The organism is Ruminococcus sp. OA3 (genome assembly GCF_022440845.1).
Lineage (GTDB): Bacteria > Bacillota > Clostridia > Lachnospirales > Lachnospiraceae > Ruminococcus_G.
In genome coordinates this window covers 720,738-744,519 of sequence record NZ_JAKNTO010000001.1, presented here as the reverse complement: position 1 = coordinate 744,519, position 23,782 = coordinate 720,738, and the positions used below count along the sequence as shown (strand labels likewise).

Here is a 23,782-nt window from a genome sequence, read left to right as displayed (position 1 = left end):
TGCTCTCGCATGATAATACAAAAAGGGTTACAAAGCTATTCTAGGTTTGCTTTTTTGGTTTTCTTATGCATCATGACCTTATCCAGGTACAGGACCCCGATCATGATCAGGCCCGTCACCAGACGGTTCACGTATGTCTGTACGTTCAGAAGGTTCATCATATTGTTGATCACTCCCAGCAGCATGATACCTCCTAAGGTATACCAGATGTTTCCTACTCCCCCTGTCAGCTTACATCCGCCCAGTACAACGCCCGCAATTACCAGCATGTGCATATCCGGCCATCCCAGCGTCGGGGTCGAGGAGCCTGCAAACGCTGCATACAGGATTCCTCCCAGTGCTCCTGTAAAACCGCAGATCACAAAGTTGATAAACGTTGTCCGTTTATAATTGATTCCTGCATTAAACGCAGAGTTCTCGTTTCCTCCTACCGCATAGGTATTTCGCCCATGTGTCGTATATTTCAGCACATAGTGCGCCAGAAGCAGCAGTACGATGAAGATAATGCTGATATACGATAACGGCCCGATCTTTCCCGCTCCGAAATCAATGAATGCCCACCCTGCATCCGTATGGTTCGGGATCAGGGACTGCTCCGCATGGTATATGTATCCGAATCCCCGGCACCCAAGCATCATCGCCAGGGTAACGACGAATGCGTTGATTCTTGCATATGCTACCAGGAATCCGTTGATGGCGCCTACCAGGCACCCTACCAGCAATGCCACGATGATTCCGGGGATCATTCCGATGCTCCCTTCCAGGCCACAGGCAAGGGATGCTGCCAATGCTACCAACGTACACGTTGACATATCAAAGTAGCTGTTGATGATTACAAATGTCATACCTATCGCCATAATACCCTTCATGGCGTTCTGGTTAAAGACGTTGAACAGGTTGTTCACGTTCAGAAATCCAGGCACGAAGATGACTGCAAATACGAAAAATACAATCCAGATTGGTATGATCGTGTTCTTAGACAGAAATTTTTTAATGTTTCCCCAGCTCATTTACACACCCTTCTTTCTTTTTGTCATGATATCCATATATACCGCTATCAGAATTACTACACACTGTGCCACCCACTGCAGGTAATAAGGCAGACCCACGATCACGAATCCGTTTTTCAGGATACCAAGGATCATCACTCCCACGAAAGTCTTATAGACACTTCCGCTTCCTCCGCTTAAGGATGCACCTCCAAGGATGACTCCTGAGATAACATCAAATTCATAAGTTTCACCGATCGTAGCCTGCGCCGCCGCACCCCGCGAACACAGCATGATCGCACCCACTGCCGTCGCAAGGCCCGACAGTACAAACGTCTTCAGGATCACCAGCTTATCGTTGATTCCACTGTAACGGCACGCTTCATCATTTCCTCCCACCGACATCACATGATGCCCGTATACGGTCTTGGTCAGCACGATTCCCATGATGATGATAAACAGCGCCATGATGATGGTGGAAATCGGGACCGGGCCGATACTTCCCTTTCCGATCTTTGTAAACCACGCGTTGCTGTCTGCCATCTGCACAAACTGGCCGTTCGTATACATCATCGCCAGCGCCTGCAGTACGTTCATCATACCCAGGGTAACGATCATGGAATTCAGCCTGAGATACCCGCACAGATATCCGCTGATCACACCGGATGCCATACCGACTACCAGCGTCACGAGGATCGCCGGGACCGGCCCGATCTTGTCATGCAGGTCAATACAGATGACGCTGCACAGTGACAGCAGGGAGCCGACGGACAGGTCGAAGTTCCCTCCGATGATGACGAATGTCATACCTGCACCCATTACGGCGATGGTGGCCACCTGCCTGAAAATCAGAATAAAGTTGTCTGGCGTACGAAACTGTTTGGATATTACCGCAAATACCACATAGACCAGAATCATCGCAAACACTATACCCTGCTTTTTCAGAGTGGTCAAAAAATTCTTGTTGCTTTGAGACTCCATTACACATAACCTCCCACTTCCTTAAATTTCTCTATAGTACGCTTTCCGCGTTTAGAGCACATTAAAAACCCAAAAGTTGATTTATCCTGTTTTTTCAGGATTTTGTCCTAGTTTCAATCACATGCATTTTGTTGTCCATAAAAAACAACTTTTTATGAACTTCCTGTAAATTTCAACGATGTATCGTCATTATTCCTAAACAATCCGTTCATGTTTTGTTCATGTTTGGTATTATAGTCTAAATACATATGAAAACCAATGTGCAAATTTGCTATGCCATTCATCTATCTTGCTTTTTTATAAAATTTATGTTAAGATTTGCACAACAAATCTAACCAAAGTCACTGTTTTATTATAATATTAGCCATTTATTTTAATTTTTTAAACGAAGGAGAATTTTTATGAAAAGTGTCGATCCCGGAATTCTGGACCATTCTATTTGTTTTTCTTTTACCCCTTCAGCTCTGGCAGAACAACTTTATTTCTATATGACATGGTGCGGTCATTACTTTTCAACGTCACGTTATATGATGAAACGCGACTATTATCCGCCGCTGCTTGTCATGTATATCCGCGAAGGCATCATGCATGTCGAGCATATGAATCAAAAATTCGATGCGCAAAAAGGAGACGTTGTTTTGATCGACTGCTCCAATCCCCATTACTATCAGGCTGAGAACGGACTGGAATTTACATTTATGCATTTTGACGGTTCCAATTCTCATGAGATCGTAGAGCATATTCTCTCTGTGCGGGGACCGCTGATTCGTTCAAAAAACAATCTTCTGATCGGAAATTTTCTCTACAATACAGTTTATTTTTATGAAAACGGCGGTATTGAAAACATGTTTGCCACTTCCATGCGCATTTATAAGCTGCTGCAGATGCTGAACGATCTGGATGATTACAGTACACCGTCAGAAGAAAGTCCTGTACACATAGCGATACGCTATATCCGTGATAATGTAGGGAAAAAAATAACGCTCCAGGAACTTGCAGATCTCTCTAATCTGAGTATCTACTATTTTTCACACCGTTTTAAAGATGAGACCGGATACTCGCCAATGGATTATGTTATCAATTCAAGGATGGATAAAGCTAAAATTCTCCTGATAAGAACCTCAAAGACAATTACAGAAATCGCATATGAAGTCGGATATGGCAGCAGCGGCAGTTTTATTAATATTTTTTCAGACAAAGTAGGCTGTTCACCTAAGATTTACCGCCGGCTTATGCGCTAACCTCTGTTTTTTGTATCTTATGCCAGTTTTTTTATTGATTTCTTTTCATATATTGTACGTTTTTACTGTATCATAATTTATAGCCTCATAAATAGCACATATTAATGCCTGTTTCCGCATTTTTTACTTGTATATCTAAATCTGAATATTCCCGGTGTATTCTCCGCATAATCATAGTAAAAAGACCTGGAGGACATTATGAATATTGCATTTTACAGTACAAAACCTTATGACAGGCTCTGGTTTGAGCCCATGTCACATCAATATGATTTTAAGATTCATTTTCTGGAAAGTCCACTGAAAGATTCTTCCATTCCGCTGGCGTCAGGTTGTGAGGCAATCTGCATTTTTGTCAACGACACCGTCACAGCTGAAATGATTGACAAGTTATGCCGCCTTGGCGTTAAGGCAATCCTGCTGCGCAGCGCGGGTTACAATCACGTTGACCTGGATGCCGCACGCGGACGCATTCATGTACTTCGTGTTCCAAGCTATTCACCGGATGCAGTCGCAGAATACGCGATGGCTCTTTTGCTGACGGTAAACCGCTATACGCACAGGGCATATACCCGAACGCGGGATTTTAACATGAGCATCAACGGATTGATGGGGCAGACCCTGTTTGGCCGCACGGCAGGTATCATCGGAACCGGAAAGATTGGACAGTCCATGATACGAATCTGTCAGGGATTTGGAATGAATGTTTTGGCATATGATCCTTACCCAAACGCTTCTCTGAACATCACATACACTGACAGAGAAACGCTTTTCGCCCAGTCAGACATTATTTCCCTTCACTGTCCGCTGACCGATGATACACATTATCTGATTAATCAGTCGGCTATATCCCAAATGAAGGATGAAGTTTATTTAATCAACACATCACGCGGTGCATTGATCGATACCGCTGCACTGATCGAGGGACTTGCTGGCAAAAAGTTCGCAGGTGTAGGCCTGGATGTATACGAGGAAGAGGACGGAGTCTTTTATGAGGATCGTTCAAATGATATTATAAATGATGAGAATCTGATTCGGCTGACTGCTTTTCCAAATGTTCTGATCACCTCACATATGGGCTTTTTCACCCGTGAGGCCATGGAAGCCATCGCCACTGTTACCCTTGAAAATGCCGATGCATTTGCAAACGGCAGAGAACTTGCCAATGAGCTTTAAGCCTGATATACTTTCTATAACGGTAATTATAATTATATTAGAAAGGAAGTTATTATGGAAAAGCAGACAGGATGCATCCACATCTACTGTGGGGACGGCAAAGGAAAGACCACCACAGGAATGGGGCTTTCCACGCGTGCAGCCGGGTACGGATATAAGGTATTGATCTATCAGTTCATGAAGAATAATTCTACCAGTGAACGGAAGATCCTTGAAAAGGTTCCAAATATCAGGTTCGTAGATGGGCTGGAGTGTGAAAAGTTCAGTTTTCAGATGACGGAAGATGAGAAAAAAGAACGAAAAGACTACTATGAAAATCAGTTTAAAATGCTCACACAGATGATAGGCGATGAAAACTTTGATATGGTATTCTTTGATGAGCTTATCTACACGATCAGGGCAGGATTATTTAATGAAGAACTTCTTGTTGATTATCTTAAAAACAAACCGGAAAATCTGGAAATTATCCTGACAGGACAAAATCCGAGTCAGAACTTAATCGATCTGGCGGATTATGTTTCAGAAATTCGTAAAATCAAACATCCATTTGATCAGGGGCTCTGCTCCAGAAAAGGAATTGAAAAATAAAGTTTATGGCTGCACCATAGACTTTAACCGCAAACGGAACAGGGGGCCAGAAGGCCCCCTGTTATAATTAAATGCCCGCTGCCTGCGGGAATAAAGTTTATTCACACTTTCAATTCCATATTCTCACGGCATAATTTTATTTTTTGTGCGCGTGTCATCTGTTTAATCGCGTATTCCCTGCGCATCGCCTCTTCTTTCGTCTCAAACGACTCATAGTGTACGAGCGTCACAGGCCTGCGGCTTTTTGTATAGCGTGCTCCCTGTCCGGCATTATGAGCGCTGATGCGTTTATCCAGATTGTTTGTCCATCCGGTGTAAAGACTGCCGTCTTTACATTTTACAATGTACGTATAATTCATGATTATTCTTCCCCGGGCTATGTACAGTTTTGCAAACAAATGTCTGCAAAACCGTTTATACTAAAGCAATCGATAAAGGGTACATCACTCATGGTGTAAAAAATATATCTGTAAAAAATTCGATTGCGAATTTTACACTGCCCTTTCATCTATACTTTATTATACGATATTCCCCTCGTTTTGTGAAAAGATTATTCTTCTTCTGTCGGGAGATACATGAACGGATCAACTGCTGTTCCGTCTTTTGTGAGAGCAAAATACAGATTTGTTCCTTCAGACGAATAGTATTTTGTCGGCTGTGCAACAGTACCGATCACCGTTCCTGCTGTGATCGTCTGCTCAGGAGCAACGGATACATCCTTCAGCTGTCCATAAACTGCCTGATAGCCATTTCCCATATCCATGGTCACAGTCATACCTGTCTCGGAATCCTCCTCAACTGATAATACCTTGCTGTTGGCAGCCGCAAGTACCTGCTGGTCAGCTTCCGCACTCAGGATCACTGCCGGATTATACTTGTAAACTTCCAGTGTCGGAAAATATACTGCCCCGTCCATGCTGTAATCAATCAGGACATCGCCGGATACCGGCCATTCCATAACGGTATTGTCGTTGAAATCAAGAGAGGGCAGAACTTCCTGTACATCCTGAGCTGCCGTCTCATCTGCAGCTGTCTCGTCCTGTACTTCAGTATTATCCGCCGTTTCTGCGTTTTCATCCGTTCCATCATCTTCTGTGCCTTCCATCTGTGCCTCAGCATTGGAAGTGTTAACGTCTGTACTTTCTGTTTCTTCATTTTCCGCAGCTTCTCCATCTGATAGAGGCGTCTCCTCTGCCAGTTCCTCATTCCTGATCTGCGTATCCTGTTTTGTGTTTCCTTTCTGGTCCGCCCGGTACATGCCGATACCAGCTGCAACGACAGCCAGCAGCAGGATTCCGCTGACAGCCAGCCTTAAATTTCTTTCTTTTCTCATCATATTCTTCACCTCTAACAGTTTAAGTATTTCTCTTATAGATTTCCCGAATATGACGTTTCTATTCACTTTTTCGTTACAAGAATTTCCGTTTCCGGAAAATAATGTTCCAGAATTTCACGATATGTACTCCCTTCCCGGGCCATGCATCCGGCACCATACTGACTCATCCCAAGCCCGTGACCGGCTCCTCTGCACAAAAAACGTACTTTTCCGTCCAACTGTTCAACCACAAAACTGGCAGACGGCAAACGCAGCATCTGACGCAGCTCTTCTCCGGTACAAGTCTGGCTTCCGATTTTTACACTTATAACATAATCGGCATCATCCCGCTCTGCCACCTCGATAACGTCCCCGGCGGAAGCAGAATATGTAATCCCGAAGTCCCGGAACTCTTTCTCCAGAAACGCCGGCGTAAAATAATGTCCGGTCAGATAATCATCCGCCTCCTGATCCCTCACACTTTCTACTCCCGTTAAATAATTATAGGAAGCATCCTGCAATACACTTTCTGCACTTCTGGTCTTTCCAGTGCTGAGGCGATGAAATACCCCAAAACAGATTTCTCCATCATGTGCAAGTACTTCTCCCCTGGTAGCGATGACTGCCCGCTGGATCAGTTCATACTGTTTTTCAAAGTTTCTGTTCTCCATATCAGATTTCAGATTCTGGGCAATCTGCTCCAGTTGCTTTTTCGTCATGGAACCTTCTTTTACCTGACGGACAAATGTACTTCTGGCCAGCACGACCTGGGCCTTGACAGCCTCCAGCGGACAATCCGCAGCCACCTGCCGGTAGACAATTCCTGCCAGATAATTTTCCGCATCCGGCTCTTTCTCTATTGTGATCGACTGTCTGCCCGAAAGCAGAAATGTGATAATAACCGGTACCAGTAAAAATATGAGAACCGCCGTAACAACAAAAGAAAAACGCTCTTTCATCTGCAGACCTGATCGCTGTGTGTACTTATTATATTATATCTCAGGACAGAATGTCTCATACCTCATACTGTTATGTGCCGGCTTCTCAGAATACAAGCTGCACCAGCAGCATATATAAAATCGTCCCTCCGCCAATGCTCAACAAAAGATGATGTTTCCATTTATGTATAAAAATCACGAATGCCGCAGCGATCACTTCAGGCACACCAAAAGGCGCCTGAAGAAACGATACAGACTTAAAACAATACACCACCAGCATGCCGATAATTGCAAACGGAAGAACTTCACCCAGATAAAGAATAAATTCCGGCGTCCTTTTATTGCCCGGAAACATTGCAAACGGCAGCACTCTTGTCAGTACGGTTACCGCTGCGATAACAAGGACTGTAATCAGCGCCTGTGTGGATGTCATACCGTCTCCCCCCTTTTCTTCAATCGCCCGTGCAGACCCACGAGACTCAGAAATATCCCGGCCATTGATGCGATGATGAACCAGTCCCGGCCAAATACGATCAAACACAGCAGTGTAATTCCGAGACCCAGAAGCGCAGGTATATGGTTCTCTGTGCTCTCCCACTGTTCAATAAAAATCACGATAAATAATGCGGTCATGGCAAAATCAATCCCTGTGGAATTAAATTTTATAATACTGCCAGCTACATTTCCAATGACAGAACCCGTCACCCAATACAGCTGGTTCAGTACTGCGATGCAGAACATAAACCATTTGCGGTCAACACCCTGCGGTGGTTCTGATGCACAGAGAAGAGAATAAGTCTCATCCGTCAGCGAAAAGATCATATACGGTTTGAGCTTACCGCTAATTTTAAATTTATCCAGCATGGATAATCCGTAAAAAATGTGACGCGCATTGACCATAAGCGTCACCAGCATGGCAGATGCCGGGTTAAACGCTCCCGCCAGCAGGTCAATTGCCACAAACTGCATGGACCCTGCGTAGATAAAAAGACTCATGAGGAGTGCCCACCCCACATGGTATCCCTTGCTCCCAAGCAGCACACCAAATGCGATCCCCAGGAAAATATACCCCATCAACACGGGAAGTGTATATGGGAATGCCACTTTTAATGTTCTTTTGTTCATAAATAACTCCCCCGTTCAATAATGACACTAATGTCAACTGTTACATTATATCGGGGGGAATTATCTTTGTCAATTGCGGTAATTTCCTGTAACAACTGCATTTTCATTGCCTGTTCAGCATCATTTGTTATATAATAAAAAAAATGGCTGTTATCAGTGCATATGCAGGACAGCCGGAAACGGAGGATCATGCGATGCAGCGTTTGCGTAAAGATCAAAAAATACGGATTGCGCCCCTGTTTAAAAACTTTCATCAGTCCATGGTTCATTCCTGCCTGGAAAACCGGATGGGCTGTGCATACGCAGATAATACTGACGCTCCCGTTTCCGCACAGATCATCATTGGGGCTTTCAGTTTCCTGGCGGGAAGGCCAGATGAAAATCTGGTCCGCAACATTCCACCGGACTATGATGCATCCGAAATCCTTATGATTCCCGAAAATGAAACCTGGGATTCTTTAATTGAACTGGTCTGGGGCAGGCGTGCCCGAAGGTTTACCCGATATGCTATTAAAAAAGAACCCGGCGTTTTTAATGATTTTTTGTTAAATGAGTTTATTAACAGGCTTCCTGATGGCTATTCACTGCAGATGATCGATGAAAATATTTATCAGCTTACCTTCCGGGAAGACTGGTCCAGGGATTTATGTGCTTTATTCCCTTCCTACGAAAATTACAGGGAACATGGTATCGGCGCCGGTGTATTATATAAAGGCCTCCTGGTGTCGGGGGCATCCTCCTATGCAGTCAGCAACGGCAGTATAGAAATTGAAGTGGATACCAGACCGGAATACCGCAAAAAGGGGCTTGCTCTCGCATGCTGTGCAAAATTGATTCTGGAATGCCGGCAGCGTGGCCTGTATCCAGGATGGGATGCACACGATCTCAGATCCGTATCACTTGCAGAAAGGCTGGGGTACCATCTGGATTACAGCTATACTGCATATTGCGTGACAGTCCCCCGTAAAAATCCTGTGGCTGCAATACTGCTTGATATGCCACTGCAGGAGCTTTGGACGCTGTTTCCGATCATTCTGAGAGAGCATAACACACAATACAAAAAATGGTATCGTATGGAAAAAAACTGTTTGCTTCAGCTTATTGAAAAGGACCAGGTAATTCAGATTCACCATATCGGCAGCACCTCCGTGGAGGGACTGATAGCCAAGCCAATTGTTGATATACTGATGGAAATTGCAGAAGACTGCAATATTGTAGAACTCAAATCCACGCTTGAATCGAGCGGATGGATATGTATGTCTGAGAGCTATATGCCCGAACTGAAACTTGTATTTAATAAGGGATATACACCAAATGGTTTCGCCAGCCAGGTGTATCATCTTCACATACGCTATTTCGGGGATTGGGATGAACTCTATTTCAGGGATTACCTGATACTGCACGAGAATATCTCCCGGGATTATGCAGTGTTAAAGCAGAAGCTTGCCATGGAATACAAAAATGACCGGGATTCCTACACAAAGGCAAAGACTGCATTTATAAAAGAATATACGCAAAAAGCACGTGCGGAATTTAAAAACCGCTACGCGCCGGATAGACGGAGGATTTTTTCATGATACGATTTGAATCTGATTATGCCGAAGGTGCACATCCGTTAATCATACAAAGGTTATGTGATACAAACATGGAGCAGACCCCCGGCTACGGTGTCGACTGTCACTGTGACGCCGCCCGAAGACATATTAAAAAAGCCTGTCTTTCACCTGACGCAGACATACACTTTCTGGTGGGTGGTACGCAGACAAACACAACGGTGATCTCTTCCATACTGCGTCCGCATCAGGGAGTCATCTGCGCCTCTACAGGACATATAAATGTCCATGAAAGCGGTGCCATTGAAGCATCCGGCCATAAGGTCCTGTCTCTGCCGTGTGATGATGGCAAGATTACCGCACAGCAGATTGAGGATTTTATACTGGGGCATTTTCATGATGAAAATTTTGAGCATATGGTCCAGCCCGGTATGGTCTACCTGTCCTGGCCGACGGAAAACGGCACCCTTTATTCAAAAAATGAACTGGTAGCCATAAACAGCGTATGCCGCCGCTGCCGGATACCACTGTACATCGACGGCGCCAGAATGGGTTATGGGCTCATGGCTGATTCCTGTGATCTTGCGCTGCCAGACTTTTCCAGACTTGCAGACGTCTTTTATATCGGCGGAACAAAAGTCGGCGCACTGTTCGGTGAAGCTGTTGTCATCACAGATTCTGCCCTGAAGACAGACTTCCGATATCTTATCAAGCAAAACGGCGGAATGCTGGCAAAAGGCAGGCTGCTTGGCATTCAGTTTGAAACTTTGTTCGAAGACGGACTGTATTACAGGATAGCCAAACATGCGGTTACTCAGGCCATGCGCATTAAGCAGGCGTTCCTCAGCAAAGGAATTCCTCTTTTATATGATTCTTTTACCAATCAGCAGTTTCCAGTTCTTGATCAGATACAGATTGACCAGCTTTCCAGGCGTTATTCTTTCTGCTTCTGGGAACGGATTGATGAAAAGCGCTCTGCCGTCCGGTTCTGTACGAGCTGGGCAACTTCGGAAACCGATGTGGATCAGCTCCTCAGTGATATCGAACATCTTTAAAACTAAAGGGAAAGTTTTTGGTGAGACTTATGAAAAAGAAATTAGACAAGAATAACAGGGGGTTCACTCTGGTTGAACTTATTGTGGTTATCGTTATTATTCTGGTCCTGGCAGCCGTTATGGTACCATCTATACTACGTTACGTTAACAAAGCAAAGGAAGCCTCTTATATTTCAGAGTGCAGTACCGTCGTAACAATGGCGAATATCCATGCCGCAGAAGTTTACTCCCGCCTTGGCAGCGACAGTCTGCAAACTGTTTTAAACCGGCCAGAGGAGCGGAAAGCGATTACCGAAGCGGCTGGTGTGAGTGGCAGTATCAATTACATCAGATGCGATGCAGCTACCGATACTGTTATACAGCTGGAGTATGTTGCAAAAGATGGAACCGTGGTACTCTATGATGTATCTGCAGATCCACAATACAGGATTATGGACCGCGAAAATGGCATTCTGACCGGAAGTACAGCACAGGACTATCTGAATTCCCTGCAGTCACTTCTGAACCTTGTTGGGGGAACAGCCAGTGCTGATGCAATCAAGGCCCTTTATCCGCAGGAAGAATATCCGGATTTGTATTATAGTAACGGAAACCTGAAAACAAATCTGGACTCCCAGTATCTGCAGCTGTACATGAAGGCCAAGAACAAGGGCTCCTATCCTCCTGTTGATACGAGCACACTTCCGCAGGAACTGCAGAATCTGGACACAGGAAAAATTCTGCAAAACCAGGTTTGGATTCCGATGATGATCAAGGACAGTGAAGGTAACTCCATTACCGTCATGGCTTCCGGTAATTTTTCAGACCAGAATAAAAATTATGGCGCAGCGCATGCGTCTGTCATTTACAATCCTGTTGATCAAAGTTATTACTATCATGCAAACTATTCAGGAACCCAAATTAATACCAAGTACCTTAGCGATCAGAATCCAAGCTGGGATGACATTATCGGAAACGATTCATGGAAAAAGCTCGAATAAATTATTGAAAGCGCTCAATCGTCATTGGGCGCTTTCACCTGTTTCATCTGCTCTTTTCTCCAATATTTTCTCAGATAATCCCCTGACAGCATCAGGAATCACATCCAGAACAATAGAAATGCCTAAGGTAAAAAACCATGTGGAATCAATCGTTTATTCCTCTGTAAAACATCTTCCAAGTGCATCCGCCGCCATGATCGCGGCATATACATCTTCGGGAGTAACCTCAAAAGGCATATTACAGAGGGTATCACCCTCTGCTGCGGCAAGCCTGGCAACTTCCATGATTTCCTCAGATTTAACTTCCGTGATTCCAAGCTCTTCAAGCGTGGTGGGAAGTCCTACAGCCTGGCAGAATTCCAGTACCTCTTCTATCTCCTCCATGTCAGCATTCTCAAGCACAAGCTGAACCAGTGTACCGAATGCCACTTTCTCTCCATGATACAACCCATGTGTCTCTTTAATCACCGTCAGCCCATTGTGGATTGCATGTGCCCCGGCAAGCCCCCCGCTCTCAAATCCGATTCCGGACAGATACGTATTGGCCTCAATCACATTTTCCACAGCCTTGGTACACACCTTCTCCTCCGCCGCGATCGCTGCACTTACTCCATTCTCCATCAGCGTGTCATAACAAAGCCGAGCCAGCGCCAGCGCTGCTAGCGTGCTCTTTCCGCCTACACAGTTTACCGCATCTGACTGCCTGCAGGCTCTCGCCTCGAAGTATGTGGCAAGCGCATCCCCCATACCGGAGATCAACAGTCTTGCAGGTGCCCTGCTCACAATATCCGTGTCAACCAGCACAATATCCGGGCTGGACGGCAGAAACAGATATTTTTCAAAAACTCCATCCACTGAATAGATAACGGAAAGGGCGCTGCACGGTGCATCGGTAGAGGCAATCGTCGGCACGATAACCACAGGAATACCCGCATAAAAGCCGACTGCTTTTGCCGTATCATGAATCTTACCGCCGCCGACGCCTGCGATCATATCACAGCCGGCTGCCTTTACAATTTCTATGATCCGGTTGATCTCTGTCATACAGCATTCACCGTTAAATATTTCAAACACAATCTCAATTTCAGTATCCTTCTGACCTTCCGTGATCGCTGCCTCCACACGTTTTTTCCCCGATGAGCTGACCAGGATACAAAGTTTTTTCCCATAGTTTTGAGCAAAAGAACATAAATTTCTGATCTCACCCTTGCCCTGAATATATCTGCTTGGACTTGCAATAATCTGTGCCATAATCTCTACCTCCATAATAATTCAACTGGTTTACCTGTTATTATTTTAACATTATGCCACTCACACGCTGATTTGTCAATTAACTCTCTGCAAAGCCCGCATATAATCCGGATGGATTCTTCAGACGCGCAGCATCCGGTATCCCACTCCGACATGTGTCTGAATATACTGTGGGATTGTCGGATCTTTTTCAATCTTTTTGCGCAGTGTGGCCATGTGAACACGGAGCGAGGCAACATCATTTTCCCAGGCACTTCCCCAGATTTCTCTCGTGATATAGGCATGGGTCAGTACTTTGCCCACATTTTTACACAGCAGGCACAGAAGCCTGTATTCGATAGGTGTCAGATGCAGCTCCAAATCATCCATATACGCACATCCGGAAGCGTAGTCAACCGTCAGACTGCCATTATGAAAAACGGAAGCTTCCTCCGCCGTCTGTCCCTGCACATAATTCAGCCTTCGAAAAGTCACCCTGAGTCTCGCCAGCAGTTCTTCCACGGAAAAGGGTTTTGTCAGATAATCATCTGCGCCGGCATCCAGTGCGTAAATTTTGTCCATATCCTCACTCCGTGCGCTGATAACAATGATCGGCATATTTGACCAGGATCGGATCTTCTTTATGATCTCCACCCCATCCATATCAGGAAGCCCCAGATCCAGCAGAACCACATCCGGCTTATGAGAAACCGCTTCCACAATTGCGGCCTCGCCTGTTGCCGCGGTGTGATATTTATAGTCCTGTGTCCCCAGTGTGGTTGTTATCAGGTTCCGAACTGCCGCATCATCTTCTACTACAAGAACCATTGGTTTATTCATGTAACGTTACCTCCTCTGCCGGCAGTGTAAACCGAAACAGCGCACCCTTTGGATTGTTATCACATACAGAAATTTCTCCGCCGTGGGCGTTTATAATAGACTTACAGAGCGCAAGTCCCAGACCCATGCTCCGTCTGCTGTCCGCCACCTTTACATTTGCCGTATAAAACATATCGAATATTCTCTGTTTTGCCTCATCCGATATTCCATCGCCGTTATCAGATATTTCAATCACCGCCCAGCTTCCCTCTCTGCGTGTTCTTACATCGATCTGTGATCCTGACGGCGTATATTTGACTGCATTGTCCACGATATTCATTATCACCTGCATAATGAGCCGTGCATCTATTTTAACCAGGATAAAGTCTTCTGACTGTGTTACTATAATTTCATGCTCCACACTGCGCCGGTTGATATGATGCATCGCCTCTGTCACCACTTCATCGAGTAATTCTGTGGTCAGATTCAGATGCATGGTCCCGTCTTCAATCCTGGTAACCGAAAGCAGATTCTCCACCAGATTGATAAGCCACAGGGAATCATCATAGATATCAGAATAGAGCTGTCTGCGCTGTCCCATATCCAGATGCTCCTCACTGGCCAGTAAAATTCCGGCATTTCCGGAAATGGAAGTCAGCGGAGTTCGCAGGTCATGTGAAATGGAACGAAGCAGATTGGCCCTCAGCTGTTCATTTCTGGCAAGAGCTGCAGCTTCCTGACGGTCTTTTATAGCCATGTCTTTCTCAAGCGCCAGTGCACATTCTCCCAGGATTGACAGTATCACACTGTTCTCAAAAGAATCCAGCGGCCGGTTATGTACCGCGATTCCTACGACGCCGTATACCTTATCGGTGATGCGGACTGCCAGGTACATACAGACGGCACTTCCCAGCGTATTTGTACCGGCACCCGCATGTTTGTTGTTTTTAAATACCCATGCTGCCACCGCCTGTTCATTGTCTGTTGTATAAATACCTTTTTCCGTCTGCTCACCGTCGGCCATAAAGACCTGAGGTTTAGCCAGTGTTCCATCCTCAGCACGGTAAAATACAAGATTCCGCTTCAAAAGTTTCACCAGTTGCTGTGCTGTCACGGATATAATATCTGATACCTGCTCTGCCTGTGCCAGCATCTGATTAGTCTCAAGCAGGATCCGGGTCCTGTAAGCCGACTGTGCAGCCTGGAACGCCTGGCGCTTGATCTTGACTGCAAGAGAACTTGTGATAAACGCGGCGATAAACATCACCACAAACGTAACCGGATATCCGCTGTCGTACGCCTGAAACGTAAAGCGCGGCACAGTAAAGAAAAAGTTAAATACAAACACACAGAATACTGAAAGTATCAGACTGAAAATCCTCCGGGATGTGATTACAGAGGTGACCAGCACACACAGGATATAAATGGTGATAATATTAGCTTCGCTGAATCCACACTCATAAAACACAGTTCCTATGGCTGTAGCCCCGGCAAGCATAGCGAGAGTCTTTAACAGGTCGGGCAGCAGGTTGCCCCGCCCGTCCCCCTTCAGTATATGTGCGGCTTTGTAAGCTGGCGTATTCTTATCCGGAATGATATATACGTCAAGATTGGGGGAATATGTGATCAGCTGTTCTGTCAGGGACTGACGCCCAAAAATGCTTCTTCTTCTGGCGCTGGACCTTCCCACTACTACCTTGGAAACGCCAGAAAGCCTTGCAAATTCTGAAATCTGCAAAGCAATATTGTCCCCATATGTCGTCTCAATATGAGCTCCCAGCTGCTGCGCCAGCTTCATGTTTTTCCTCAGCCGTTCTTTATTCTCACCCTCCATTCTGGAAAAATCGGGGGTTTCCACAAACAGCGCCGTAAAATTTCCTTTAAAGGCATTTGCCATTCTGGCTGCTGTTCGTATCAGCCTGGCATTCGTAGGTGACGAGGACAGACACACCATGATGTGCTCATCCGTATAGTAATCGCTGCTCTGTGACTGCTTGATTTTATCCGATATCCGGTTAATGCGGTCAGCTGTTCTTCGGAGCGCTATTTCCCTCAGCGCCACCAGATTCTCCGTCGTAAAAAAATTCCCCAGCGCCCTGCGCGCCTGGTGTTCTTTATAAATTTTGCCCTCATTCAGACGCTCGATCAGTTCTTCCGGTTCAATATCAACCAGAGATACCTGATCTGCCCGGTCGAATACGTGATCCGGAATCCTTTCCCTGACCAGTACACCGGTTATGGATGCCACAATGTCATTCAGGCTCTCGATATGCTGGACATTGACTGTGGTATAGACATCAATTCCGTTATTCAGCAGTTCTTCCACATCCTGATACCGTTTCAGATGACGGCAGCCTTCCGCATTCGTATGCGCCAGCTCATCCACCAGAATCAGCTGCGGTTTCCTCTCTATTGCAGCATCCAGATCCAATTCTTTCAGCCTGATGCCCTTATGTTCAATTTCCTGGTTTTGCAGACATTCCAGCCCCTTTAGAAGCTGCATGGTCTGAGGTCTGGTATGTGGTTCCACATATCCGACAATGACATCCACACCACGACGTTTTTCTGCATGAGCAGCCTTCAGCATCGCATACGTTTTCCCCACACCGGCAGCATAGCCAAAGAAAATTCGTAAGTGTCCCCGGTTCCTGTCCTGAGTTTCCTCTTCAATTTTTTTAAGCAGCAGATCAGGGTTTGCTCTTATATCATCCATTTGGGCCTCCTTTCTTTATATAAGGCCTGGGGAACAGCAGTTTTAAAAATAAACGCTCAGCGGTACTGTCACTGTCATAGTTATAGTACATTCTTTTGTTTTCTCCGTTTATCACAGCAAAACCGTTTTTTTCATCGTATAAAATTCGGACTCCCAGCTGATCTAAAGCAAGCCTCAACGCCATTTCCCAGGAAAACATCGTCAGTCTCTGTTCATCTTCCATCAACTTCCATACCTCATCAAACTCGATCGGACTGTACCGTTCCTGCAGAAACAGCATCCACAATTCTTTTTTCTGTGAAACAGTCAGTGACGCTGTACACGATGTTCTCTTCCAGTCCCCCGCCATAGGGATGTACCGGAAATACGTGTCCTGATTATATTGTGGGTAATCAGCAAATACATGCTCCAAAAAATAAGTGCGCCGCACGGCAAGCAGCTCATTTCTATAATCCATATCACATAAAATCCGATAAAATTCCTTTTGTATATCTTCTGCAGGTGTTTTAATTTTAACACAAATATTCAGCATTTCATCAAAATCTCCTGAAGATATATCTTTTTTTATCCACTCCATTTCCGCTTTATACTGCGACATTCTGGCAATAAGCTCTCCGCTTTCTGATTCGTTCACAGTCCCATAAACAGAAACAGGATACTTTTCCGATACCAACGCCATGGAAGCACCATACTCATCAAAAAATAGCTCGGAGCTGTAACAGGTGAATTCATAATACACCCAGAGAGTATCCTTTCCAGACAAAAAGATCTGAGGATTTGTGCCCATTTCTGAACCGATCGCGTAGATCATATTAAAAAGTTCAGTTTCCGGTTTTATGCCCGGGTTAATCCCGGGCATCTTCCGGCTTTGTGTCCATGCCGTATGTTTTTTATGCATAAGGTTCCTCCTGGATTACTTTATTTCAGAATTCCGTCGAGCATCAGATTAACTTTCAGGACATTGACTGTCTTTTCGCCAAATACGCCCAGTACTTTGCCCTTTGTACAGCTTTCTATAATTTCCCTGACCTCATCCTCAGCCATATCACGGCTGTCTGCGATTCTCGCCACCTGATATTCGGCTGCGTCCGGTGAAATATGAGGATCGAGCCCGCTGCCAGAATTCGTTACAAGGTCAACAGGGATGGGCTCATCAGCATTTGCAGGATTGGCTGCCCGCAGTTTGTCGACTCTCTCGGCTACAAGCGCCTGAAATTCTTCTCCTGCCGGACTTAAGTTTGAGGGAGCCGAATACATCAGATGATTTCCGTCCGCATCCGTAAATGTGGATACATCAACGCTCATAATACGTCCCCACATATGGCTGTCATCCGTATACTGCTGCCCCAGCAGCTCGCTTCCGTATTTTTTTCCGTCAACTTCGATGATACTGCCATTTGCATTATCATGAAAAAATATCTGTGCGATTCCGGTCACAATTCCTGTGTAGACCACACCGCAGAGTATTGTAAATATCAATACACAGACAGCTGCACGAGGCAGACTTGATTTTAATGTCTTCATAAATCCTCTCTCCTTCTTATACCAGTCCAAACATCACAAGAATCATATCGATCAGCTTGATAAAGATAAACGGCGCGATTAAACCGCCGACTCCGTACACCAGCAGATTTCTGCCAAGCAGCCTGCCCGCTGACACTTCACGGTATTTAACTCCTTTTAATGCCAGTGGAATCAATGCCACAATGATCAGCGCATTATAAATAATCGCCGATAAAATTGCACTCTGCGGAGAGTTCAGTCCCATAATATTGAGTGCTGAGAGTCCCGGATATAATCCGACAAACAGTGCCGGTATGATTGCAAAATATTTTGCCACATCGTTGGCTATGGAGAATGTTGTCAGACTTCCCCTCGTCATCAGCAGCTGTTTACCTATTCTGACAATATCTATAAGCTTCGTAGGTGATGAATCCAGATCGACCATGTTGCCGGCTTCTTTTGCTGCCTGCGTGCCTGAATTCATCGCCACCGCCACATCAGCCTGAGCCAGTGCAGGAGCGTCATTCGTTCCGTCTCCTGTCATGGCGACCAGATGACCTTTTTTCTGAAGGTCCCGGATCATTTCCAGCTTTCCTTCAGGTGTTGCTTCTGCCAGAAAATCATCCACCCCCGCTTCGGCTGCAATTGCGGCTGCAGTCAGCGGATTGTCACCAGTAATCATAATCGTCTTGATTCCCATTTTCCTGAGATCCGCAAATTTTTCCGAGACCCCCTGTTTGATAATATCTTTCAGATGGATGACTCCCATAATCCTGTGATTTTTGGCAACTACCAGCGGAGTTCCTCCCTGATTGGAAATCTTCTTAACAACTTCGTCGCACTGACTGCTGTAGGTTCCTTTAGCAGCTTCAACATAAGCTTTGACAGCATCTGCTGCACCTTTGCGGATCTCATTGCCATCAAAATCCACACCGCTCATCCTGGTCCTGGCAGAGAAGGGAACAAAAGTCATGCTCTTATCATGCAGACTGCGTCCCCGAATGCCAAACTGCTCCTTTGCCAGAATCACGACGCTTCTTCCCTCCGGTGTTTCATCTGCCAGCGAGGCGATCTGTGCGGCATCTGCCAGCTCCCTGTCGGAACATCCGTCTACCGGGATGAACTCATGTGCCTGCCGGTTTCCCAGTGTGATGGTTCCTGTCTTATCCAGCATCAGAATGTCAACATCACCTGCCGCCTCAATCGCACGGCCGCTCATTGCCAGCACATTGGCCTGATTCAGCCGGCTCATACCCGCAATTCCGATCGCTGACAGGAGCGCACCGATTGTAGTAGGTGCAAGGCATACCAGCAATGCCACTAATGTGGTAACAGATGTCGGGTTCGATATTCCCGCCTGGTCAGCAGAAAACATAGAGAACGTATACAGAGAAAGTGTAACCAGAATGAAAATAATGGACAACGCCACCAGAAAAATCTGAAGAGCCATCTCATTTGGCGTTTTCTTTCTTGAAGCCCCCTCAACCATGGCAATCATTTTATCCAGAAAGCTCTCTCCTGCCTCACTCGTCACTTCCACCACGATCCAGTCAGAAAGAACCGTTGTTCCTCCTGTCACTGCACTCCGGTCTCCGCCGCTTTCACGGATGACCGGGGCAGACTCACCGGTAATGGCACTCTCATCAACAGAAGCTGCACCTTCGATAACCTCGCCGTCTGCAGGAATCTGCTGTCCTGCCTTTACGATTACAATATCCCCTTTTTTCAGAGAAACCGACGGAACCTCCGTGATACGGTCCTTTTCTCCGGGGCTTAGTATCTTATACGCCGTCACATCACGTTTTGCCGCACGCAGGGAGTCTGCCTGAGCTTTTCCCCTCCCCTCAGCGATTGCTTCTGCAAAATTGGCAAACAGTACGGTAAGCCAGAGAATGACTGCAATTGCCAGTGTAAATCCTGACGAAGCGTCCTGGATCCCGAACAAGGATATGATCCACAGAACAGTTGTCAGTACTGCTGATATATATACCAGCAGCATGACGGGATTTTGTGCCTGTGTTTTTGGTTTTAATTTGATAAATGAATCTTTTATCGCTCTCGCTATCATTTTTTTATCTGCAAGAGCCGTCTTTGATTTTTCAGTCATCTTTCATTCCCTCCTAAATTACACTGCTGACGAACTCAGCGATTGGCCCCAGCGCCAGTGCGGGGAAGAAGCTGAGCGCACCTACCAGAAGTACAATGATAATCAGCAGAAACACAAACATTGCATTCGTAGTCGACAGCGTTCCTGCCGTCACCGCAATTTTCTTTTTGCCTGCCAGACTTCCGGCGATCGCCAGTGTGCCAATCAGTGGAATAAATCTTACAAACAGCATAACCAGGCCAATTGTAACATTTAGAAATACCGTATTGGCTCCGAATCCTGCAAATGCAGATCCATTGTTACCGCCCGCTGATGAATAGGTGTAGAGCAGCTCAGAGAATCCATGTGCTCCCGGATTGTTCAGACTGTCAGCCACTTCAGGGACTGCTGCCGCGACGCCGCTTCCCACCAGAATGGCGATTGGTGTTGCCAGGCAGACCAGAACCGCCCATTTCATTTCATAAGGTTCAATCTTCTTGCCCAGAAATTCCGGCGTACGGCCAACCATCAATCCCGCGATAAATACTGTCAGAATAGCGAATGCCAGCATACCGTACAGTCCGCACCCCGTTCCTCCGAAGATTACTTCTCCCAGCTGCATCAGCAGCATCGGTATCATTCCTCCTATGGGTGTGTAGCTGTCATGCATGGAGTTCACTGACCCGTTGGAAGCTGCTGTCGTGAATGTCGCCCAGGTGGATGAAGTTGCGATGCCAAACCGCGTCTCCTTGCCTTCCATATTTCCTCCTGCCTGGCCATCCGTCACACCCGTCATCACCGCCCCATCCTGTGTAAGCTGCGGTGTTGCCATCTGCTCATTTACAGCCACGATACTCAGCGCTATAACCAGGCAGATAAACATGGATGCAAAAATTGCAATTCCCTGTTTTTTGTTTTTCACATTTCTGCCAAACGTAAAGCACAGTGCTGCCGGTATCAAAAGCAGTGATATCATCTCAAGTAAGTTCGTAAACGCATTTGGATTTTCCAGTGGATGCGCAGAGTTTACACCGTAAAATCCTCCCCCGTTTGTACCGGTCTGTTTGATGGCAACCTGGCTTGCTGCAGGTCCAAGCGGTACGATCTGTTCTGTTATAATTTCAGCATCAGGCACAAGCGCGCCATCCAGCATAACTGTTTCTGCCTCTTCATCGATGTCTGCTCCTTCTATAATCTCACCTTCTGCATCCACTGCAATAGGCTCGACCAGCTGAACAGTCTCAGCCGGTTTTAAATTTTGAACAACACCTCCTCCGACAAGGCAGACAGCAACGATCAGGTTAAGCGGAATCAGAATATGAACAACGGTTCTTGTCAGATCCACCCAGAAACTTCCAAGTCCCTTTTCCTTTACCTTCGTAAATCCCCGAATCATGGCAAACAGTACGGCAATACCGGTGGCCGCCGATACAAAGTTCTGTACAGTCAGTCCCAGTGCCTGTGTGAGATAGCTCAAAGTGCTTTCACCGCTGTATGCCTGCCAGTTTGTATTTGTTACAAAACTGACCGCGGTATTAAAGGATAGATCCCAGGGCACCCCGTTTAGTCCCTGCGGGTTGCCGGGCAGGAATCCCTGCAGCATCTGCAGCAGAAACAGAAATATAAGTCCAACACCGGAAAATAAAAGTGCACAGACCGCATACTTTTTCCAGCTCATCTGTTCATCTGCCTTCACCTTCATGAGCCTGTAAATGCCACGTTCACAGGGATTTAAAAATTTTGATAAGAATGTTTTTTCGCCATTCATAACCTTGCCTATGTATCCGCCGAGCGGTATGGCAAGTACAACCAGAATGACAAGATATAAAATATACTGTAACACTGTTCCTGTCATTGATTGTCACCTCTCATTAGAATCACTACGTAATAAATTAAAAGTGCCACTGCGATAATTCCTATCGCCGCTATGATGATTTGCATATCGTATCCCTCCTTTATGTGTCGAAGTATACGCCTGTAGGATTAAAAATGGTGTTAGGAATTTTCGCAGCAGTATTAAGAAAGTATAAAGAAAAACTGCCGGCAGGTAAAACCCGCCGGCAGAAAGATTGATGTGTATGAATGACTGATCAGTCACATTAGAAAACTATATATCAGAGGACACCACAGCGCACACAGCAGTGCCAGAATCAGCAGGATCGGTGCTGTAGCTTTCGGCATATCAGTCATCTGGAAGTATCCGCTGCTGTAAGCGAGAAGCGGCACAGTGTCAATCGGCAGCAGATAACAGTTTGTGGCACAGAAACACAGTGTAATAATTAAGATAACCGGATGAATCCCGCAGTTCATCGCCACTACGATCAGCGGCCCCGCCAGAACCTGTATCAACGCCCCGGAAATCGGGATGACAAGCAGCATCAGGATAACAAAAACTGCAGTGACAAAAACCATTACAAAAGCAGGAAGCGCCAGATTGGACGGGAATATGGTATTAACAAACCATGTGCTGAGCCCGTTTTCGCTGATAATATTTCCCAGTGAGATAACGGACGCCGTCACAAATACTACATCCCAGTTTGTGCTTTTTTTAAATTCCTCCCAATCCAGTATTCGAACCCCCGGGAGAAACATAATCGCCACTCCCAAAACGGCCACCACATAGAGATTGATTGCGCTGATCCATGATGAAAGTATCCACAGGACAATCATGCTGCCCATAATCACTATTATTTTTGCCTCCTGGCGATTCGGCTTTTTTGTTACACGGGTGGACTCGATAAATTCTTCAAAAAGCTCCTGTTCCATCTCGGCCGGCGGAAACACCCTTGTGATAATCAGCCATGCGGCGGGAATCAGAATCAGTCCAACAGGCACACCGTAAGAAGCCCATTCCACAAAGGAGATACTGTAACCAGCCATGGTCTTGAGCGTGGAGATTGCTACCAGATTGGGTGAAGAACCTACGGGTGTCATAATGCCGCCTATCATGGCAGCCACGGGGATTGCAATCATATAGGTTCTTCCCGTCTGCTTTCTCTCTGTTTCATTCGCGTACAACTGCAGAAATGAGATTCCGATTGTTACAAACATTGCGGTAACCGGTACGTTTGAGATAAAGGCTGATACAACTGCCGTGGCAAACATCAGTCCCAGCAGTGTGGTTTTAATGGATTTGCCGAAAATCTTCATCATAAAATACAGAATCCGCCTGGAAATGGGAGAATTCGATACTGCTGCTGACATGCCAAACGATGCCAGAATAAACATTACCGGTGGTGCAGCCATTCCGCTGATGGCTGACGTCAGGGAAGGAGCCGCACCCAGGACAAAGTACAGCATCATAAAAATCAATGAAGTCAGTCCCAGTGGAAGCGCACCTGTACTCAGACAAATGAGAAGCGCCAGCGTACATCCCAGCGTCCGGGTACCGGCGGGTGTCAGACCTGCCGGTACCGGGACGAAAAACATAACAATCAGAATCAACACTGCAAGGATAAGTCCGTATTTTCTTTTTGCAGTTAATTCTTCCATG

At 46.0% G+C, this 23,782-nt stretch carries 21 protein-coding genes; 6 read left to right on the top strand and 15 right to left on the bottom strand.

Annotation, left to right across the window (positions count from 1 at the left end; all coding sequences use genetic code 11):
* Positions 1–35: 35 nt before the first annotated feature.
* Both MCG98_RS03470 and MCG98_RS03465 read right to left on the bottom strand, forming a co-directional pair.
* Entirely contained in the window at positions 36–1,010 is a 975-nt protein-coding gene (locus MCG98_RS03470; protein WP_240300444.1) for an ABC transporter permease, read from the bottom strand.
* The gene (locus MCG98_RS03465; RefSeq protein ID WP_240300443.1) at positions 1,011–1,970 is read right to left on the bottom strand and encodes an ABC transporter permease; all 960 of its coding nucleotides are present in this window, start codon (positions 1,968–1,970) and stop codon (positions 1,011–1,013) included. It abuts the gene before it with no gap.
* Positions 1,971–2,371: 401 nt separating this feature from the next.
* Here MCG98_RS03465 and MCG98_RS03460 point away from each other — a divergent pair, with 401 nt between their 5' ends.
* From MCG98_RS03460 to MCG98_RS03450, 3 genes are all read left to right on the top strand, one after another.
* Positions 2,372–3,211 (top strand): AraC family transcriptional regulator, encoded by an 840-nt coding sequence (locus MCG98_RS03460; RefSeq protein ID WP_240300442.1) that lies wholly within the window; start codon positions 2,372–2,374, stop codon positions 3,209–3,211.
* Between the two features lie 198 nt (positions 3,212–3,409).
* Positions 3,410–4,384, top strand: coding sequence for a 2-hydroxyacid dehydrogenase (locus tag MCG98_RS03455; protein WP_240300441.1), 975 nt, complete (start codon positions 3,410–3,412; stop codon positions 4,382–4,384).
* Between the two features lie 54 nt (positions 4,385–4,438).
* The gene (locus MCG98_RS03450; protein ID WP_240300440.1) at positions 4,439–4,972 is read left to right on the top strand and encodes a cob(I)yrinic acid a,c-diamide adenosyltransferase; all 534 of its coding nucleotides are present in this window, start codon (positions 4,439–4,441) and stop codon (positions 4,970–4,972) included.
* 101 nt (positions 4,973–5,073) lie between these two features.
* On the opposite strand, the gene MCG98_RS03445 is transcribed toward MCG98_RS03450, so the two are convergent.
* The 5 genes from MCG98_RS03445 to MCG98_RS03425 all read right to left on the bottom strand — a co-directional run bounded on the left by MCG98_RS03445 (position 5,074) and on the right by MCG98_RS03425 (position 8,350).
* The gene (locus tag MCG98_RS03445; RefSeq protein ID WP_240300439.1) at positions 5,074–5,331 is read right to left on the bottom strand and encodes a GIY-YIG nuclease family protein; all 258 of its coding nucleotides are present in this window, start codon (positions 5,329–5,331) and stop codon (positions 5,074–5,076) included.
* 191 nt (positions 5,332–5,522) lie between these two features.
* A complete protein-coding gene (locus MCG98_RS03440) occupies positions 5,523–6,308 on the bottom strand; it encodes a M23 family metallopeptidase (protein WP_240300438.1) in 786 nt (261 codons plus the stop codon).
* A 62-nt stretch (positions 6,309–6,370) separates the two neighbouring features.
* The gene (locus MCG98_RS03435; protein WP_240300437.1) at positions 6,371–7,246 is read right to left on the bottom strand and encodes a SpoIID/LytB domain-containing protein; all 876 of its coding nucleotides are present in this window, start codon (positions 7,244–7,246) and stop codon (positions 6,371–6,373) included.
* An 85-nt stretch (positions 7,247–7,331) separates the two neighbouring features.
* Positions 7,332–7,658, bottom strand: coding sequence for an AzlD domain-containing protein (locus MCG98_RS03430; RefSeq protein ID WP_240300436.1), 327 nt, complete (start codon positions 7,656–7,658; stop codon positions 7,332–7,334).
* Positions 7,655–8,350, bottom strand: coding sequence for an AzlC family ABC transporter permease (locus MCG98_RS03425; protein WP_240300435.1), 696 nt, complete (start codon positions 8,348–8,350; stop codon positions 7,655–7,657). Before MCG98_RS03425 ends, MCG98_RS03430 begins: the two co-directional genes overlap by 4 nt.
* A gap of 194 nt (positions 8,351–8,544) precedes the next feature.
* Between MCG98_RS03425 and MCG98_RS18935 the strand changes: the two genes are divergently transcribed.
* The 3 genes from MCG98_RS18935 to MCG98_RS03405 are packed head-to-tail and all read left to right on the top strand — an operon-like array spanning position 8,545 to position 11,938.
* The gene (locus MCG98_RS18935) at positions 8,545–9,927 is read left to right on the top strand and encodes a GNAT family N-acetyltransferase (protein ID WP_345891616.1); all 1,383 of its coding nucleotides are present in this window, start codon (positions 8,545–8,547) and stop codon (positions 9,925–9,927) included.
* Positions 9,924–10,958: a beta-eliminating lyase-related protein gene (locus tag MCG98_RS03410; RefSeq protein ID WP_240300434.1), complete on the top strand. Its 1,035-nt coding sequence runs from the start codon at positions 9,924–9,926 to the stop codon at positions 10,956–10,958. Before MCG98_RS18935 ends, MCG98_RS03410 begins: the two co-directional genes overlap by 4 nt.
* Before the next feature lie 29 nt (positions 10,959–10,987).
* A complete protein-coding gene (locus MCG98_RS03405; protein ID WP_240300433.1) occupies positions 10,988–11,938 on the top strand; it encodes a prepilin-type N-terminal cleavage/methylation domain-containing protein in 951 nt (316 codons plus the stop codon).
* A gap of 153 nt (positions 11,939–12,091) precedes the next feature.
* Here the strand turns inward: MCG98_RS03405 and MCG98_RS03400 are convergent, their stop codons facing one another.
* The 8 genes from MCG98_RS03400 to MCG98_RS03365 all read right to left on the bottom strand — a co-directional run bounded on the left by MCG98_RS03400 (position 12,092) and on the right by MCG98_RS03365 (position 23,781).
* Positions 12,092–13,189 carry a glycerol dehydrogenase gene (locus MCG98_RS03400; protein ID WP_240300432.1) on the bottom strand — a complete coding sequence of 366 codons (1,098 nt, stop codon included), beginning with the start codon at positions 13,187–13,189 and terminating at the stop codon, positions 12,092–12,094.
* 120 nt (positions 13,190–13,309) lie between these two features.
* The gene (locus MCG98_RS03395) at positions 13,310–14,008 is read right to left on the bottom strand and encodes a response regulator transcription factor (RefSeq protein ID WP_240300431.1); all 699 of its coding nucleotides are present in this window, start codon (positions 14,006–14,008) and stop codon (positions 13,310–13,312) included.
* Entirely contained in the window at positions 14,001–16,700 is a 2,700-nt protein-coding gene (locus MCG98_RS03390; RefSeq protein WP_240300430.1) for a sensor histidine kinase KdpD, read from the bottom strand. The genes MCG98_RS03395 and MCG98_RS03390 overlap by 8 nt, the downstream gene beginning before the upstream one ends.
* Entirely contained in the window at positions 16,693–17,598 is a 906-nt protein-coding gene (locus tag MCG98_RS03385; RefSeq protein ID WP_240300429.1) for a hypothetical protein, read from the bottom strand. The genes MCG98_RS03390 and MCG98_RS03385 overlap by 8 nt, the downstream gene beginning before the upstream one ends.
* A gap of 20 nt (positions 17,599–17,618) precedes the next feature.
* On the bottom strand, positions 17,619–18,224 hold the full coding sequence (gene kdpC / locus MCG98_RS03380) for a potassium-transporting ATPase subunit KdpC (protein WP_240300428.1): 606 nt from the start codon (positions 18,222–18,224) through the stop codon (positions 17,619–17,621).
* A gap of 16 nt (positions 18,225–18,240) precedes the next feature.
* Positions 18,241–20,310, bottom strand: coding sequence for a potassium-transporting ATPase subunit KdpB (kdpB, locus tag MCG98_RS03375; protein ID WP_240300427.1), 2,070 nt, complete (start codon positions 20,308–20,310; stop codon positions 18,241–18,243).
* 13 nt (positions 20,311–20,323) lie between these two features.
* Positions 20,324–22,144, bottom strand: a complete 1,821-nt coding sequence (gene kdpA, locus MCG98_RS03370) for a potassium-transporting ATPase subunit KdpA (protein WP_240300426.1) — start codon at positions 22,142–22,144, stop codon at positions 20,324–20,326.
* A gap of 239 nt (positions 22,145–22,383) precedes the next feature.
* Positions 22,384–23,781, bottom strand: coding sequence for an SLC13 family permease (locus MCG98_RS03365; RefSeq protein ID WP_240300425.1), 1,398 nt, complete (start codon positions 23,779–23,781; stop codon positions 22,384–22,386).
* Between the last annotated feature and the right edge of the window lies 1 nt (position 23,782).

Excerpts from the sequence above, each read along its gene's own strand:
- kdpA (WP_240300426.1), bottom strand. The coding sequence starts at position 22,144 with ATGACAGGAACAGTGTTACAGTATATTTTATATCTTGTCATTCTGGTT.
- MCG98_RS03460 (WP_240300442.1), top strand. The coding sequence starts at position 2,372 with ATGAAAAGTGTCGATCCCGGAATTCTGGACCATTCTATTTGTTTTTCT.
- MCG98_RS03410 (WP_240300434.1), top strand. The coding sequence starts at position 9,924 with ATGATACGATTTGAATCTGATTATGCCGAAGGTGCACATCCGTTAATC.
- MCG98_RS03465 (WP_240300443.1), bottom strand. The coding sequence starts at position 1,970 with ATGGAGTCTCAAAGCAACAAGAATTTTTTGACCACTCTGAAAAAGCAG.
- MCG98_RS03425 (WP_240300435.1), bottom strand. The coding sequence starts at position 8,350 with ATGAACAAAAGAACATTAAAAGTGGCATTCCCATATACACTTCCCGTG.
- MCG98_RS03395 (WP_240300431.1), bottom strand. The coding sequence starts at position 14,008 with ATGAATAAACCAATGGTTCTTGTAGTAGAAGATGATGCGGCAGTTCGG.
- MCG98_RS03440 (WP_240300438.1), bottom strand. The coding sequence starts at position 6,308 with ATGATGAGAAAAGAAAGAAATTTAAGGCTGGCTGTCAGCGGAATCCTG.
- MCG98_RS18935 (WP_345891616.1), top strand. The coding sequence starts at position 8,545 with ATGCAGCGTTTGCGTAAAGATCAAAAAATACGGATTGCGCCCCTGTTT.
- kdpB (WP_240300427.1), bottom strand. The coding sequence starts at position 20,310 with ATGACTGAAAAATCAAAGACGGCTCTTGCAGATAAAAAAATGATAGCG.
- MCG98_RS03455 (WP_240300441.1), top strand. The coding sequence starts at position 3,410 with ATGAATATTGCATTTTACAGTACAAAACCTTATGACAGGCTCTGGTTT.
- kdpC (WP_240300428.1), bottom strand. The coding sequence starts at position 18,224 with ATGAAGACATTAAAATCAAGTCTGCCTCGTGCAGCTGTCTGTGTATTG.
- MCG98_RS03400 (WP_240300432.1), bottom strand. The coding sequence starts at position 13,189 with ATGGCACAGATTATTGCAAGTCCAAGCAGATATATTCAGGGCAAGGGT.
- MCG98_RS03430 (WP_240300436.1), bottom strand. The coding sequence starts at position 7,658 with ATGACATCCACACAGGCGCTGATTACAGTCCTTGTTATCGCAGCGGTA.
- MCG98_RS03390 (WP_240300430.1), bottom strand. The coding sequence starts at position 16,700 with ATGGATGATATAAGAGCAAACCCTGATCTGCTGCTTAAAAAAATTGAA.
- MCG98_RS03385 (WP_240300429.1), bottom strand. The coding sequence starts at position 17,598 with ATGCATAAAAAACATACGGCATGGACACAAAGCCGGAAGATGCCCGGG.
- MCG98_RS03405 (WP_240300433.1), top strand. The coding sequence starts at position 10,988 with ATGAAAAAGAAATTAGACAAGAATAACAGGGGGTTCACTCTGGTTGAA.
- MCG98_RS03435 (WP_240300437.1), bottom strand. The coding sequence starts at position 7,246 with ATGAAAGAGCGTTTTTCTTTTGTTGTTACGGCGGTTCTCATATTTTTA.
- MCG98_RS03445 (WP_240300439.1), bottom strand. The coding sequence starts at position 5,331 with ATGAATTATACGTACATTGTAAAATGTAAAGACGGCAGTCTTTACACC.
- MCG98_RS03470 (WP_240300444.1), bottom strand. The coding sequence starts at position 1,010 with ATGAGCTGGGGAAACATTAAAAAATTTCTGTCTAAGAACACGATCATA.
- MCG98_RS03450 (WP_240300440.1), top strand. The coding sequence starts at position 4,439 with ATGGAAAAGCAGACAGGATGCATCCACATCTACTGTGGGGACGGCAAA.
- MCG98_RS03365 (WP_240300425.1), bottom strand. The coding sequence starts at position 23,781 with ATGGAAGAATTAACTGCAAAAAGAAAATACGGACTTATCCTTGCAGTG.